Source organism: Mesorhizobium sp. WSM4845 (genome assembly GCF_055811455.1).
The window spans coordinates 123,018-137,307 of record NZ_JBVVQA010000003.1; the positions used below are offsets into that span (position 1 = coordinate 123,018).

General features: G+C 63.1%; 13 protein-coding genes. 3 read left to right on the forward strand and 10 right to left on the reverse strand.

Annotated features, from left to right (window positions below):
- Positions 1-140 precede the first annotated feature (140 nt).
- The 5 genes from AC0L2C_RS04805 to AC0L2C_RS04825 all read right to left on the reverse strand — a co-directional run bounded on the left by AC0L2C_RS04805 (position 141) and on the right by AC0L2C_RS04825 (position 5,510).
- The gene (locus tag AC0L2C_RS04805) at positions 141-1,484 is read right to left on the reverse strand and encodes a sigma-54-dependent transcriptional regulator (protein WP_473522846.1); all 1,344 of its coding nucleotides are present in this window, start codon (positions 1,482-1,484) and stop codon (positions 141-143) included.
- Positions 1,474-2,931, reverse strand: coding sequence for a sensor histidine kinase (locus AC0L2C_RS04810; protein WP_473522847.1), 1,458 nt, complete (start codon positions 2,929-2,931; stop codon positions 1,474-1,476). Before AC0L2C_RS04810 ends, AC0L2C_RS04805 begins: the two co-directional genes overlap by 11 nt.
- The gene (locus tag AC0L2C_RS04815) at positions 2,928-3,824 is read right to left on the reverse strand and encodes a substrate-binding domain-containing protein (protein ID WP_473522848.1); all 897 of its coding nucleotides are present in this window, start codon (positions 3,822-3,824) and stop codon (positions 2,928-2,930) included. The genes AC0L2C_RS04810 and AC0L2C_RS04815 overlap by 4 nt, the downstream gene beginning before the upstream one ends.
- A gap of 253 nt (positions 3,825-4,077) precedes the next feature.
- Complete coding sequence (locus AC0L2C_RS04820) at positions 4,078-4,671, reverse strand: DJ-1/PfpI family protein (RefSeq protein WP_287057360.1); 594 nt, start codon at positions 4,669-4,671, stop codon at positions 4,078-4,080.
- A gap of 137 nt (positions 4,672-4,808) precedes the next feature.
- Positions 4,809-5,510, reverse strand: coding sequence for a GntR family transcriptional regulator (locus tag AC0L2C_RS04825; protein ID WP_287062165.1), 702 nt, complete (start codon positions 5,508-5,510; stop codon positions 4,809-4,811).
- Positions 5,511-5,651: 141 nt separating this feature from the next.
- Here AC0L2C_RS04825 and AC0L2C_RS04830 point away from each other — a divergent pair, with 141 nt between their 5' ends.
- The 3 genes from AC0L2C_RS04830 to AC0L2C_RS04840 are packed head-to-tail and all read left to right on the forward strand — an operon-like array spanning position 5,652 to position 9,220.
- Positions 5,652-6,878, forward strand: a complete 1,227-nt coding sequence (locus tag AC0L2C_RS04830; RefSeq protein ID WP_473522849.1) for an iron-containing alcohol dehydrogenase — start codon at positions 5,652-5,654, stop codon at positions 6,876-6,878.
- A gap of 18 nt (positions 6,879-6,896) precedes the next feature.
- Positions 6,897-8,384, forward strand: a complete 1,488-nt coding sequence (locus tag AC0L2C_RS04835; RefSeq protein ID WP_128173305.1) for an NAD-dependent succinate-semialdehyde dehydrogenase — start codon at positions 6,897-6,899, stop codon at positions 8,382-8,384.
- An 11-nt stretch (positions 8,385-8,395) separates the two neighbouring features.
- The gene (locus AC0L2C_RS04840; protein ID WP_473522850.1) at positions 8,396-9,220 is read left to right on the forward strand and encodes an alpha/beta hydrolase; all 825 of its coding nucleotides are present in this window, start codon (positions 8,396-8,398) and stop codon (positions 9,218-9,220) included.
- A 61-nt stretch (positions 9,221-9,281) separates the two neighbouring features.
- Here the strand turns inward: AC0L2C_RS04840 and AC0L2C_RS04845 are convergent, their stop codons facing one another.
- The 5 genes from AC0L2C_RS04845 to AC0L2C_RS04865 form a co-directional block, all read right to left on the reverse strand.
- Positions 9,282-10,091: a formylmethanofuran dehydrogenase subunit C gene (locus tag AC0L2C_RS04845; protein WP_128173307.1), complete on the reverse strand. Its 810-nt coding sequence runs from the start codon at positions 10,089-10,091 to the stop codon at positions 9,282-9,284.
- Positions 10,088-10,996, reverse strand: coding sequence for a formylmethanofuran--tetrahydromethanopterin N-formyltransferase (gene fhcD, locus AC0L2C_RS04850; protein ID WP_128173308.1), 909 nt, complete (start codon positions 10,994-10,996; stop codon positions 10,088-10,090). Before fhcD ends, AC0L2C_RS04845 begins: the two co-directional genes overlap by 4 nt.
- On the reverse strand, positions 10,984-12,615 hold the full coding sequence (locus AC0L2C_RS04855; protein WP_287062174.1) for a formylmethanofuran dehydrogenase subunit A: 1,632 nt from the start codon (positions 12,613-12,615) through the stop codon (positions 10,984-10,986). The genes fhcD and AC0L2C_RS04855 overlap by 13 nt, the downstream gene beginning before the upstream one ends.
- Positions 12,609-13,715, reverse strand: coding sequence for a molybdopterin-binding domain-containing protein (locus AC0L2C_RS04860; RefSeq protein ID WP_287062176.1), 1,107 nt, complete (start codon positions 13,713-13,715; stop codon positions 12,609-12,611). Before AC0L2C_RS04860 ends, AC0L2C_RS04855 begins: the two co-directional genes overlap by 7 nt.
- A 118-nt stretch (positions 13,716-13,833) precedes the next feature.
- Positions 13,834-14,214, reverse strand: a complete 381-nt coding sequence (locus AC0L2C_RS04865; protein WP_287062177.1) for a 4a-hydroxytetrahydrobiopterin dehydratase — start codon at positions 14,212-14,214, stop codon at positions 13,834-13,836.
- Positions 14,215-14,290 lie beyond the last annotated feature (76 nt).

The window sequence follows — 14,290 nt, forward strand, 5'->3', positions numbered from 1 at the left end:
TTGGCGAAATCGTCGCAAGCGGCCTTGCAACGCCTGTGCCAAACGGAAAAGCCGTCGATTTCACTCGAGAAACTGCTGGAAAGCCAGCGCCAAAGGGACCTGCATGTTCGGAAATCCCAACATGCTGCAGCGCCGAAGGTTCAGGTTTCCGAACGCGCTCGCTCGGCAAGACCGAAGCGCGTCATCTTCTCCCACAGGGTCGTTCTCGAAATGGATAGAAGCGCTGCTGCCTTGGCGATCTGGCCTCCAGTTTCTTCAAGCGCACGCTCAATCTGGCGGCGCTCGGCAGCATCGCGGACGTCGGCGAGCGGCACGAATGCGGCGCCGCAAGGCTTGGACGCGTGTTCTGGAAACAGGTCGCCGGGCATGATCCATTCGTTGGTCGCCAGTGCCACCGCCCGGTCGACGCGGTTTCTGAGTTCCCGAACGTTCCCTGGCCAAGGGTGGATGAGTGCTGCTTCCTTGGCCAGCGCGCTAAATCCACGGATGCGGGTGTCCGAGCGGGCGGCGGCATTCTGAAGAAACCGATCCATCAGCCAGTCGATGTCTTCAGAACGTTCTCTGAGCGGCGGAATATGGATCGGCAGGACAGCCAGTCGGAAGTAGAGGTCCTCTCGGAAACCTGTGGGGCCGCCGCGTTGGGCAAGATCACGATGCGTCGCGGTCACAATGCGCGCACGGAAGACGACGGGCGTTTCACCACCGACGCGATGAAAACTTCCATCCTCGATCAGCCTGAGAAGTTTCGCCTGGAGGGGCAAAGGCATGTCACCGATCTCGTCGAGAAACAGTGTCCCCTTGCCTGCACGTTCAGCGTAGCCGAGATGGCGAGCTTGAGCGCCCGTGAATGCACCCTTCTCATGTCCGAATATCTCGCTCTCGAGGAGCTCTGCGGGAATCGCTGCGCAATTGACCGCGATGAACGGCTCGGTACCACGCGGAGAAATCTGGTGGAGCAGCCGGGCCGCCACCTCCTTGCCGGACCCGGTTTCCCCAGTGATCAGCACCGGCAGGTCATGCGCGGCGTAACGATGGAGCAGATCTTCGGCGCGTTGAATGCCGGCAGACTCTCCGAGACAGTAACCGTTCAGCCGGAGTTGGCTTTGCGTCGTCCGTCGTCCGGCATCGATGCGGCGAAGGAACTCGTCCATCGCGAACGGCTTGGTCATGAAGTCGACCGCGCCTGACCGCATTAGACGGACCGCCTGATCGATTTCGCCATGGCCAGTGACGAACATGAAGGGCGGAATGTTCGGCAGTTTGGCGAGTTCGTTGAACACCACCTCTCCAGAGACATCGGGAAGGCAGACGTCGCAAATTACAAGATCGAGCGTGTCAGACTCGCCAGCGATGTCAGAAATCGCCTCACGCCCTGACTGCCACCACGTCACCTGCCAGCCCTCGAGTTCGAGGCGCTGGACGATCGACCCGCCCATGACGGGATCGTCCTCGACGAGGCCTATTCGGGCGCGCTCAGGCGGCATGGGCTTTGACATCCTCCCTGTCGAAGGGAATTGTCAGCGTAACCGCTGTCCCTCCCCTTCTTTTGGCTGCGATACTGGCACGTCCGCCGAGATCGTCAACCACGCGGCGGACCATCCAGAGGCCGAGGCCACGCCCCGCGCGTACGGCCGGACCGGGGTCCTGGTCGATGAGAATCCCCGCGATGTCGGCCGGCATCCCGGTGCCCTGGTCGCCAATTTCGATGTGCAACCGGTCTTCCCAGCTCATCGCCGTCAGCGAAACCGTCCCGTCTTCCGGAGTGACCGCGCTGGCATTGAGGAGGAGGTTGAGGACTGCCTGACGGACGGGACCGCCTCGGATGGGCAATTCCCGCGCACCATTCCATGCGACGCTCCAATCCAGCCGCTGCCGCTTGCGGCGCAATTCCGGCTTGAGCAACAGGCGGACATCGTCCAGATCGGCGGCCGTCATCGGGCGCTGCGATCGTTCCGGCCGATAAGTCGCAAGCGCGGCCTCGACCACGTCGCGAATGCCGGCAAGGCCGCGCTCGATCAGGCTGATGGATGTGTCGCGAACACCGGGGGTTTCGCCATGGGTCTTCAACGTATCCAGTGCGTTGAACAGGCCGCCAAGCGGATTGTTGATCTCGTGCGCCATGCCGGAAGCGAGACGCCCGAGGCTCGACAGCTTCTCTTCCTCGGCGAGCTGCATGGCGAGGTTCGCGCGCTCACGCTCGGCATGGACAAGGGCGTTGTAGCCGCGGAACAGGCCGGCGACCTCGGAGTCCCCGGCCGGGATTTCCCGAGGTGCGATCGGCTCGGCCGCGCCATGCGCGGCAGCGCGCATGTGGTCCTCCAGCATCCGCATCGGCCCGATCATCTGCCTCACCAGCACGAAGCCGCCCAGCGCGAACAACGCTGCAAGCACGCCATTGGTAATGAGCAGGGTGACCAGGATCTCACGGCGCTCGGCAAAGAGATGCGAAACATCGAATGTCGCGTGGATGGTCCCGATCGGCTGACCCTGATAGACGAGATCGCGGTGGGCGAACCCGGTCAACCTGGCCTCGTCGATGGTGACGACATCCGGCCCATAGCGATTGCGGTAATCGGCCGACAATTCGGAATAGGTCGCGATCCGGTTCGGATCGCTGGCTGCCAGCACCTTGCCGTCTGAGCCGGTCACCACGGTCTCGATCGGAGCGAGCGATTTATAGGACGCCGAGGACCTGTCGAGCGCGTCGAACACCTCCCAGACGTCGGCCCGCAACACAGCCGGCACGACCGCTGACGAAAGCCCGTCCAGATAGGTCTCGGCAAGACCGTTGAGGAAGCTTTCCTGTGTCCGCGACAGCCGGCTGAGCACGCGCTCGGAAATGGCCGCACTGATGACCACCATGAGCAAAGCGACAAGGACCGGCACGCGGTAGGAGACGGGAATCGATCGGAAACGCCAAAACAGTTTCATCCGAACTGCCTCACGATTTCCACCTTGGCCGCAATCGCGTCGAAGTGCGACGGACCGGTTGCCACGAACCCGTCCAGACGAAGCAGGGCAAGGACCTTGCGACCCTCGGCATCGTCCTGCATGGAAATCAAGGCCTGCTGCAACGCCCTGACGCGTCGATCGTTGGCGACGGACTTCGGCGACGCTATTGGCGGAAAGCCCAGCCATTCCGACTTGCGCACGATCCTGGTCTGCTTCACCAGGTTCGGCTCGGTCTCACGCATGACCTCGTAGACATAGCCGTCGACGCTGCCCGACTGAGCGAGGCCGGAGGCGACGGCCCTGATGACGTTTCGGTGGCCATAGGTGAAAAAGCTGCGCGCGAAAAAGCTGCCGGCAAGCTGGCGGTTCTCCGCAAGCAGCGCCCGCGTCACCAGAAAACCCGAATTCGAGTCAGGATCCGAGAACGCATGGACGTCGCCTTTCAGTCCGGCCCAGTCATCCACTTTACGATCGGCCGAAGCGATCAGGTACGACTGGTAGAGCGGCTTGCCGTGCCAGACCGGGGTTGCGACAAGGTCGAGATCGGCCTTGAACTGCACGTAGGGATAGCCGCAGATCCATGCCGACTGGATCTGGCCGGAAACCAGCAGCGCGGTGATCTCCTGATAGGTGCGGCGCGTCACGAGCTCGATCCGGCCACCGATCCTGGCGCTGAGATAACTGCGCAGATGGCCAAGCAGTTCGAGATCGTTCGAGAGGAAGACCGGCGTCAGGCCGAATTTGAAAGTCTCTTCTTCGGCGCCAAGCGCAACGGGGGCGAAGACCGCACCCGAAACGGCGGCCGCAATCAGATCACGCCGTGTGATCGGAACGCCGTCGGTGGCCCTGTGCGGGTTGCCTAGGTTCCTCAACAATCGCCTCCCGACCGGAGCGAGAGCGCGCCCGGTCGATCCGATCATATCCGAAAATGCAGAGGTCCAGGAACTGCAAAACGAAGCCGGATTTTGGGCCGGATCTTGGAGCGAGCCGACGCATCCCGTCTGGGATGCATCGGACGATTGACTCACTGCATGTCGCGCAAAAGTGTGCAGCGGCTTTGCGATAACGACATGCAAAAACAAAAACCTAAAGCGCGTCGCATGAGGCCGTCAAACGTGGCGCGCTTCAGTTGTGGCGGATTTCCGTTCCCAGCACCTTCAGGCACTCGCGGATGAACGCGGCAAGTGCGGTCCAGCCCTTTGCCGAGACCATCGTTCCGTCGACATAGGCCTCGGTCGGGGACAGGTCGATATAGGTTCCACCGGCGAGGGTCACTTCCGGCTCGCAGGCGGCCAGTGCACCGACTTTCTTGCCACGCACGACGCCGTCGACGGCGATCAGGATCTGGACACCATGGCAGATCGTGAAGATCGGCTTCTCGTTTTCATGGAAATGGCGGACGATCGCCTGCACGCGCTTATCCGTGCGGATGTACTCGGGGCCACGACCGCCCGCGCAATAGACGGCATGATACTGGTCGAGCTGTCTTTCCGCCTCCGAAAAGGTCTTGTTCAGCAAAGCATAGTGGCCGGGTTTTTCGGTGTAGGTCTGGTCACCTTCGAAATCGTGAAGCGACGTCTTGATCAGGTCGCCAGCGTTCTTGTCAGGACAGACAACGTGGACGATGTGGCCGACCGCCTCCATCGCCTGCTGATAGACGAAGATCTCGTATTCCTCGGTAAACTCACCGGTCAACATCAGTATTTTCTTGCCTGGCATGGTCGGTTCCTCTTTTGTGGATGGAAGGCGGGCATTGCACGCGCCCGGCGGCGCGGGTTTTAGAAAAGGGGATCCGGGACGACGCTGCGTTCAGCTTGACGGCGCGGCTCCCGACGGTGACGAACATCGTGCCAGCCTCAATCGAACGCCGGCAGCAAACGATCACGGGAATGCTCGATATGACGGCGCATCGCCTGTTCCGCCGCCGCGGGGTCGGAGGCAGCGAAGGCGGCCAGGATGGCCTGATGCTCGTCGAGCGCTTCCTCGGTGACGCGCGAATGGAACATCAGGCGGAAGATGTGGAAGTGGGTATGCTGGAACGCGAGGGTCTCGCGCACGAGGCCATTGTTTGCAAATTCCATGATCCGGTCGTGGAAAATGGCGTCCTGCCGCGCGAAGTTGGAGTAACGCAGGCGTTCATCCTTGCCTTCGCGGCGCGCCATGCCGCCTGCGGACTCCTCAAGCACCGCAAGTTTCGTATCATCCATCAATGCGGCTGCTTTGGCCGCCGCATGCGGCTCGAGCAGCAGGCGGAGCTCATAGAGTTCGTCAAATCGGCGCCTGGTTATCTGCGGCGCAGCGCGGTAGCCGATCAAATGTGTCTTCAGCACAAGGCCTTCGCCTTCGAGGCGGCCAAGCGCTTCACGGATCGGCGTGTGGGATACGTCGAGTTCCTTGACCAGGCTGTCGACGGTGATCCGTGAGCCAGGCGCGATCTTCAGCGACATGAGTTGCGCGAAGATCGCTTCATACACGTCCTCCACCAGGCTGGTGGATCGCTGGATGCGCCCGCTGGCGGGGTCGACTTCTCGGGCACTGCTTGCGTTCGTGACCTGCATCTTTGCCTCTTGACAGGATCACTGGCTAACACGATGCTTCGCTCAATACAATCCTATATCCTATACGATTTAATAGGGGATGCTTTAGGACCGAGTTCGGCGACCTTTAGCCTTTCCACCATCATCGAGGGACGCAAGACCATGAGCCTTTTCGCTGCCATAAGGCTGCCGCGTGAAATCCTCTTCGGGAAGGGTCAGCGCCATGTCATTGCAACCGTTGCGGCCAGGCTCGGCCGTCGCGCTCTCGTCTGCACGGACGAGCGCTTTGCCGCAACCGCCGCCTTCGCCGAGATCATGGCGGCGCTCGAGGGCGCATCGATCGCTGTGCTGGTGCACGACCGTGTGCAGCCCGATGTGCCGCGCGATACGGTTGCCGTCTGCCTCGAGGAGGCGCGGGAGTTTGCGCCCGACATGGTGATCGGCATCGGCGGCGGCAGTTGTCTCGACATGGCCAAATGCGCCGCGCTGCTCATCAGCCACGGCGGCCTGCTCCAGGACTACTACGGCGAGTTCAAGGTGCCGGGTCCGACGCTGCCGCTGATCGCGGTGCCAACGACAGCCGGCACCGGCTCGGAAGTGACCCCTGTCGCGGTGATCTCCGATCCGGATCGCACCATGAAGGTAGGCATCTCCAGCCCGCATCTGATCGCGGCAGCCGCCATCTGCGACCCGGAACTGACGATGACATGTCCCCCGGGACTGACGGCGATCGCCGGCGCAGACGCGCTGACCCATGCGGTCGAGGCTTTTACCGCCGCCAGGCGCGGCACTGACCCCAGCCTGCCGCAACAGCATGTCTTCATCGGCAAGAGCGCGCTGACCGATCATTTTGCGCTGCTCGCGATCAAGCTGCTTGGCCGCAGTCTCGAGAAGGCCTGCCGCGCCCCCGCCGACGAGGACGCTCGCGCCGATGTGATGATGGGCGCGCTTGCAGCCGGCTGCGCGTTCGGGACGGCCGGAACGGCGGCGGCGCACGCGGTGCAATATCCGGTCGGCGCCCTTACCCACACCGCTCACGGGCTGGGTGTCGCCACCATGCTGCCGTATGTCATGAAGTACAACCGGGCCGCCGCGGCCGCCGAGATGACCGAGATCGGCCTTGCCCTTGGTCTCGACGGCAAGGACCGGAGCACCGCCGAGATGGCCGACGCGACGATCGACGAGATCGGCCGGCTGTTTGCAGCGATCGGGATCACGCCTACGCTGGCCAGGCTCGGGCTTCCCGCCGACAAGCTCGATTGGACGGCAGAACAGGCGCTCGGCATCGACCGTCTCATCAAGAACAATCCGCGTCCTTTCGATCCGGCAGCCATGCGCGGCCTGATCCAGGCCGCCTATGATGGCGACCTCGCCGCCTGTGTCATGTGAGCAATTGAGGAGCAGGCCATGAACATATCTCATCAGCTGCTGGAGGACGAGCAGGACACTGCCGGCTTCCATAGATTCTCCCACGGCTTGTATATTGGCGGCCAATGGCGGCAATCCGCCGACGGCAGGGAAATCCAGGTCGTCGACCCTTCCACGGAAGCGGTGATCGCTGCGGTTCCCGATGCGACGATCGAAGATGCCGCAGCCGCCGTCGAGGCTGCAGCCAAGGCCGCCGATGGCTGGCGCACGACGGCGCCCCGCAAGCGCTCCGAAATCCTCAGACGCTGCTTCGAGCTGATGACGCAGCGTTGCGAGACGCTGGCCACCCTGATCTCGCTGGAAAACGGCAAGGCACTGCGGGACGCGCGTGGCGAGATCGCCTATGCTGCGGAATTCTTTCGCTGGAATGCCGAGGAAGCCGTTCGCATCACCGGCGAATTCGGGATGGCGCCTTCCGGCACCAACCGCATCGTCGTCGACTACGAGCCGATCGGCATCTGCGTCCTTGTCACACCCTGGAATTTTCCTGCCGCCATGGCGACGCGCAAGATCGCGCCCGCCCTGGCTGCCGGGTGCACGGTGATTTTGAAGCCGGCCAGCGAGACCCCGCTCACCGCCTACGCGCTCGCCGCGCTCTACCAGGAAGCAGGTGTTCCGCCAGGGGTTGTCAACGTTCTGACAACCTCCAATCCCGGCCCGGTGACGGCCGCGATGCTGGCCGATCCGCGGGTGCGCAAACTCTCCTTCACCGGCTCGACCGGAGTCGGGCGCGTTCTGCTGGCCGAGGCCGCAAAGCACGTGGTTTCGTGTTCGATGGAACTTGGCGGCAACGCGCCATTCCTGGTGTTCGATGACGCGGATCTCGACGCGGCGGTCGATGGGGCGATGGTAGCGAAGATGCGCAACGCCGGCGAGGCCTGCACGGCTGCAAACCGCATCTATGTCCAGTCCGGCGTTTACGATGCCTTTTGCGAAAGCCTCACCAGGCGGATGTCGGCACTCACGATCGGCGCCGGCACGGACGCGGCCACGGAGTGCGGGCCGATGATCACCAGGAAGGCAGTCGACAAGATCGACCGCCTGGTCAACGATGCTGTCGCCCGTGGCGCGCGGGTGCTGTGCGGAGGCAAGGCAGGCTCCGGAACGGGATACTATTATCCGCCGACCGTGCTCTGCGACGTCCCGGCCGAGGCGGAGATGGCGCACGAGGAAATTTTTGGGCCGGTGGCGCCGATCTCGAGCTTCGAAACGGAAGCCGAAATCATCGCGCGTGCCAACAACACCGAATACGGTCTTGCCGCCTACATCTACACGCGCGATCTTGCGCGTGGAATGCGGGTGGCATCCAGGATCGAAGCTGGGATGGTCGCTCTCAACCGCGGCTTGATGTCCGATCCGGCAGCACCGTTCGGCGGGGTCAAGCAGAGCGGCCTCGGCCGCGAGGGCGGCCAGCATCACGGCATTGCCGAGTTCATGGAGGCGAAATACCTCGCCATCAGCATCTGAGCGGAGGAAGAGTGCAAAACGATCCGTTCCGCATCCGCAACCATGTCGCCGATTTTGACAAAATCGTCCAGGACATCGTTCACCGCAGCCAGGCCGTCCGCGCAACCATCCCGATGACAGCGGACATTGCCTATGGGCCGGATCAGACCGAAACCATCGACCTGTTCTTTCCCCCGGGCAAAACAAGCGGCCTGCCGGTGCACATGTTTATCCATGGCGGCTACTGGAGGATGTTCTCCAAGCGCGACTACTCATACGTCGCGGCGACGATTACCCAGGCCGGTGCGATTGCCGCCATCGTCGACTATGCTCTGATGCCCAAGGTCAGGATGGCGACGATCGTCGACCAGGTGCGCCGCGCCAAGCAGTGGGTTCTGGCCCATATCGCCGACCATGGCGGAAACCCGGCAGACCTCACCGTCAGCGGTCATTCGGCTGGAGCCCATCTTGCAACGTTCCTGTTCAACAGCGAGCATAGCCCCTCGAATGTGCGGGCCGCCCTTCTGCTCGGCGGGCTCTACGATTTGAAACCGCTCCAAAACTCCTTTCTCGCCAACGAGATTGCAATCACCGATGAGGAAGTCGCCAGGTTTACACCGCTTGCCCATCGGCATGACCCTCAAACCAGGGCGATGGTTCTGGTCGGAGCCAACGAGACGCCGGCTTTCCATCACCAAGCAGATCGATTCAAAGTCCACCTGCTGCAGCAGGGTTTGCCGGTAACGTCGCTTGTTCTCGCCAACCGCAACCACATGGACAGTGTCAGAGATCTCGGCCTGCCGGAGAGCCAGGCGGGGGATTGCCTGACGAAACTGATTGCCAACGACGATCGTTGACCCAGCAGACATGCCGGCCATCATCCATCGCGGCTTACCGCAAGGGCGTCAGCAGCACGCCTCAGCGGGGGAAAAGAACCTCACCCATGCCAAGCACCGCGTTGTCACCGCCGTATTTCTGCGGCGCGTTGCCCAGCAGCGGCCGTTTCAAAATACCACTTGCGATCAGATGGCGATCGATGACGGCGGCGAAGACGCTCTCCGGCGCGCCGCATTCGACGAAGCTCGGCGACAGGCTTTTCGGCGCGCGATCGAGCAGGATCGAACCGCGACGCATCAGATAGCCGGGCATCTCGCCGGTGCCGCCGGCCACCACCAGCGTGCCGGCGATCATGCGGCTGCCGGCATTGTCGCCCGAGCCTTTCAGCACCGCGATCAGGCCGCGCCGCATGCGGTCGGCGGCAAAAGCGCCGGCTTTGCCCCTGACGATCAGCACGCCGCCATTCATGCCGGCCAGTTCCCCGGCGAGCGGCGCCCCAAGGTGATCACCGGCGTTGCCGGTTATTTCAAGCCTGCCGCCGCGCATGCCGGAGCCGGCATGCGGGCCTGCATTGCCTTCGATCGTGAGCATGCCGCCGCGCATGGCGTGCCCGGCCTGGGCGCCGGCATTGCCGACGACGCGAACCGAACCGCCCCGCATGGCTTCCGCCACACGGTCGAGGCGCGCGCTGCCGCCTTCGAAGACGATGTCCAGCGGATCGTTGCCGGCGACGCGAAAGATATCGCCGACCTTCGAGCCATGCTTCGACGTGCCGATCTGGATCTTTTCGATATCGCGCCTTTCGATCCCGGCAAGCCGCTCCGGCGTCAGCGCCGACAGGTCAAGGCGCTCGGGCGGCTCGGCGACAAGGGTGAAGGTCAGCGCTTTCACGGCAGCATATCCTTCAGCGAATAGATGAACTTGCCGAGCTTGCCGCCGTAATTGCCGGCGCTTATGCGAACCGCGCCTCGCTTCGGCCCAAGCTCGATGACGGCCTTGATGCCGGCCTTCATCGCGGCGGCAACGGCATCGTTGGTCTCGCCGTCGATGACGATTTCCAGGACGGCGTTGATGTCGGCACCGAGCTCACTCCTGACGACACCGCGCAGTGTCGGCGCATAGGCTTCGTTGGCCGAGGCAATCATGCCCTTGTATTTACCGCCGATCTTGGAACCCGAACGAGCGATGCCGCCCGGAAACGGCACGATCGCGCCCGGCACCAGGCCGATCGCGGCAACCGCGGCCTCGGCGGCAGCCAAGGCCCTGGCGCTGCTTTCAGCCATGACGAAGAAATTGCCGCCGCCGACGGCGCCCTTCGTCAGCCCGGTCGTCGCTTCGCACAGGAATTCGCCGTCCATGACGGGAACGCGCCAAAAATGCCTGCCGCCGATTTTCTTGGAGATCTGCCAGCCGTCGCCAAAATAACGCAGCGCCGAACCGAGCTTCAGCTCGGCGCTGCCCTGCAGTCCGGCGAAGCAGGCGGAACCCGGCGAGGTCAAGACACACTGGCCGACGCGATTGAGCAGTTGTTTCTGCAGTTCGTCTGTTCCCATCGCAAAGATCATCACGCGGCAGCCGGGCCGGCCATCCGGTGTGGCCGATGGCGCCAGTTCGACATCGATTGCCGCTTCGCAGCCGCAGCCGATCACCGAGGTGGCAAAGCCGGTCATGGTGATCGCCGCCTGGCGCGCCCATTTCCGGTTCGGCGCGGTGATGATGATGGCGGTCGCGCGCATGCCGAAGGCCTCGGCAAAGGTATCGTCGATCACTATGCCATTTACGCTCACGTTCGGCATGCAACCTCGCCGAATGGCTGTTCTCGCGCGATCGCCGATTCCGGGAAATTGAACCAGTCCAGCGACAGGCCGTAGCGCTGCTGGTGATAATCCTCCAAGCGCCGCAGCATCGCCTTGTCCGGCGGCGGATTGAGCCTGAGCGCCTTGCCCCAGCGGTAATGGGTGATCTCTCCGTCCTGCACGACGAGATCGCCATCCTTGAAGACATACGCCGCCTGCCCCAGCATTTTCGCGATATTGTCCTCCCTGCGGTAGACAGCGATATCGGCGATAGCGCCGGCGCCGAGATGGCCTCGATCCGTCAGCCCGAGCAGCTTGGCCGGGGCAGCACGCGTCATGATGGCGATTTCCTCGAACGTGTATTCGCGGTCGATTGCGGCCAGGGTGGAGAGCGCTATGGCGGATTTTGGAAGTCCGGCAATCATTTCGGTGCGCGCTTCCCGGCTCATCAGCAGCTCGAACAGGGCCGGATAGGCGGTAAAGGGCGCGCCGTTGGGATGATCGGTGGTGAAGAAGACACGCCACGGATCGTCGATCAGGAGAAAAAGCTCGAGCCCGATCGCCCACTGCATCGTGCCATAGAAATCCTTGCCATAGCGGTAGGGCACGATGCCGCCGCCATTGCCGTCGCCGTCATGAATGACGGATTTCTTCGGTTGCGCACTGCCACGCGCCGAAAACTGCCGCATGACGTCGGAGGAGATGGTGACCGTCTGGCCGAACATCACCTGGCCGATATCGATGGTGACTTCCGGCGTCGCATTGACCAGTTCGGCAAGGCGCGCCGCGGCCGAGGAAAACCTGCGCTTGCCTTCCGTGCCGTAGCCATAGAACTGGAGATGGGCGAGGTGCAGCGGCAATCCTTCCGCCGCCGCGATCGTCGCGGCCGCCGTGTCCGCCGATCCGGGGCTGCCCAGATTGTTGCAATGGACATGCAGAGGATGCGGGACGCCAAGGCTGGCGACGGCCGCCTGCAGCGTCTTGACGATCTTGCGCGAGCTGACGCCATAGGAAGGCACCACGTCGTCCAGCGAGAAGGTGCGGACGTTTTCCTTGAAGGCGGCCGCCGCGCCGGCATTGATCACCTTGACCCCAAGCGCCCGCGTCGAGGCGACCGTCCAGGCGACATAGTCCTCGATCATTTGCGAGGAGGCGTCGTCGCGGATCATCGACAGCAGGAAATCGTCGTTGCCGAGAATGGCGAGCGTCGCCTTGTCGATGATCGGGATGTCGGCCAGTTCGAGATGGGTGTGAAGCGCGGCTCCCGGCGACATCGCCGGCTCGACCACCGTGGTGAAACCCATCTTGGCGTAGAGGCAGCCGGTCTGGAAAGTCGACCAGCCGGCATTGGAGAGCGGCGTCGTCGCCGGCCGCGCCTGGTGCGCGGCGTGCTGCTCCGGCAACAGCAGCCGTGCCGTATTCACGTTGCCGCCGCCGATGTGGGAATGGATGTCGATGGCGCCCGCCATGACGATGCAGCCGTCAGCGTCGATGGTCCGGTCGGCAGCGCCACCCGCCGGCGCCGCAACGATCTTGTCATCGCTGATCCACAGGTCGCCCTTGCCGAGACGGCTGTTGACCGGATCGATGATGTCGCCGCCGGCGATTTTCGTCAGCATGGCAACGCCGCCTCGGCGGAGACATGACTGGCAACCAACCGGACAACGGTCGCAGCGGAGGGCAGTTCGGACGCCGCGCGCGCGTCGACCGACCGCAGCGATCCGGTGCGGCTGGAATAGACCACCGCCTGATGATCGACGCCCGCTTCGCCGATGGCGATGGTGACCGCAGCACCCGCGACCGGCTCATGCGTATTCGCCAGGGCGATCAGCGCCATGCGGTTCCTTTTCTTCTTCGGCTGGACAATCGAGGACGAGATCCGCAGGTGCAGGTCGGCTTCGCCGGCAGCGATCATGCGCGCGACATCGTAACGCCAGGGATCGAACTCCGGGAAGCCGCGCGCAAAGCCGGTGCGCAGCGGAAAACCGGTCATCCAGGTCGAGGCGAGCGCGCTTCCCCATCCGTTCTCGCTCGCCGGCAGATGCAGGCCGGATGCGCGTGACTTGCGGTTGAGATCGGTGATCAGCCCTTGCAGCATCTCCAGCGCCAGCCCGTCGGTTGCGTCGCCTGAAAACAGGAAGACGGGAAAATGCGCAGCCTCCAGGGCTTTGGCGAAATCGTTGAAATTCGACACCGGCTGCGATGTCTGGCGCCCCCTCCACTGCGCCCTCAGTGCCGCCAGCGTCGCGCCGAGGCCTGCCTCGCCGCAGGACAGCAGCGTCGCCGTCCGCCCGTTGCTCAACCGCGGCGCAGACGTTTCATTCGACCCGACCAGAAAGATCTCGCGCTGATTCTTGGCCGAGAGATCGGGGGCCGAGAGATCGGGAACCGTCTCGGCAAGCTCGCCGACAAATTGATGATGGATCTGCGGGAGTTCGCCGACGATCACCACGACATCGGCGCGCCGGCGCGTCTCGCCGGGCGCGACGGTCATCGCGCCTTTGTCGGTAAAAAGCGCGGCGTCTCGGGAAACTGCCGCGCCATCGGCATGATCATATGCCGCGCCAACCCGCTCAGCCAGAGCGATCGCCGCCCTGGTGCCGTGTATATCCGTATCCAGGCTGAAAACCGGGCACCGGCTTGACCCCAACAGCGCGGCGGCATGTGCGGCCGCGCGCTCGACCAGCGTTTCCCGGTTGCCGATCCAAGCAACCGCCATTCACTACGCTACTTTCTGGTGCCGGCCCGATCCTAGACGAAACTGGATTGGCCGTGAACCCCGCCTGTCAGCAGATTAGCGAATGTTTTCTTACGCCATCAACAAATTCCGACCGCGCTTAATCATATTTGATGTAAGCGAAGCGCTGATCGGTCGGCGGAGTGCCTTCCAGCGCGCCGCCTTCCCGGGCCGGCTGCCACTGGACGACCTCCTCGATCTTTTTGGCCAGCTCGAAGTCCTTGTCGGTGATGCCCTTGGCCGCATGGTTCATCAGGCGCACCTCGACCCAGGCATAGGAAGCCGTGATGTCGGGATGGTGCCATGCCGCCTCGGCGAGATGGCCGACCGTGTTGATGACCATCAGTGTCGATTTCCAGCTGTGGGTCTTATATTTGCGCCGGATCCAGCCGTTCTCGTAATGCCATTTCGGCAGTTCCTTCTCGAGCCGGTCGGCAATCTCGGCTTCCGAATAGACCTTTTCCTTGGGCGTCTCGTTCATCTCGACCTCCGCGAATTGCCCGGTCCGTTCTCGCGCCGAGCCAAAAGAAGATAAAACGAATGCACTCTCTGCGGCT

Excerpts from the sequence above, each read along its gene's own strand:
- AC0L2C_RS04825 (WP_287062165.1), bottom strand. The coding sequence starts at position 5,510 with ATGCAGGTCACGAACGCAAGCAGTGCCCGAGAAGTCGACCCCGCCAGC.
- AC0L2C_RS04830 (WP_473522849.1), top strand. The coding sequence starts at position 5,652 with ATGAGCCTTTTCGCTGCCATAAGGCTGCCGCGTGAAATCCTCTTCGGG.
- AC0L2C_RS04820 (WP_287057360.1), bottom strand. The coding sequence starts at position 4,671 with ATGCCAGGCAAGAAAATACTGATGTTGACCGGTGAGTTTACCGAGGAA.
- AC0L2C_RS04865 (WP_287062177.1), bottom strand. The coding sequence starts at position 14,214 with ATGAACGAGACGCCCAAGGAAAAGGTCTATTCGGAAGCCGAGATTGCC.
- fhcD (WP_128173308.1), bottom strand. The coding sequence starts at position 10,996 with ATGCCGAACGTGAGCGTAAATGGCATAGTGATCGACGATACCTTTGCC.
- AC0L2C_RS04810 (WP_473522847.1), bottom strand. The coding sequence starts at position 2,931 with ATGAAACTGTTTTGGCGTTTCCGATCGATTCCCGTCTCCTACCGCGTG.
- AC0L2C_RS04855 (WP_287062174.1), bottom strand. The coding sequence starts at position 12,615 with ATGCTGACGAAAATCGCCGGCGGCGACATCATCGATCCGGTCAACAGC.
- AC0L2C_RS04805 (WP_473522846.1), bottom strand. The coding sequence starts at position 1,484 with ATGCCGCCTGAGCGCGCCCGAATAGGCCTCGTCGAGGACGATCCCGTC.
- AC0L2C_RS04860 (WP_287062176.1), bottom strand. The coding sequence starts at position 13,715 with ATGGCGGTTGCTTGGATCGGCAACCGGGAAACGCTGGTCGAGCGCGCG.
- AC0L2C_RS04835 (WP_128173305.1), top strand. The coding sequence starts at position 6,897 with ATGAACATATCTCATCAGCTGCTGGAGGACGAGCAGGACACTGCCGGC.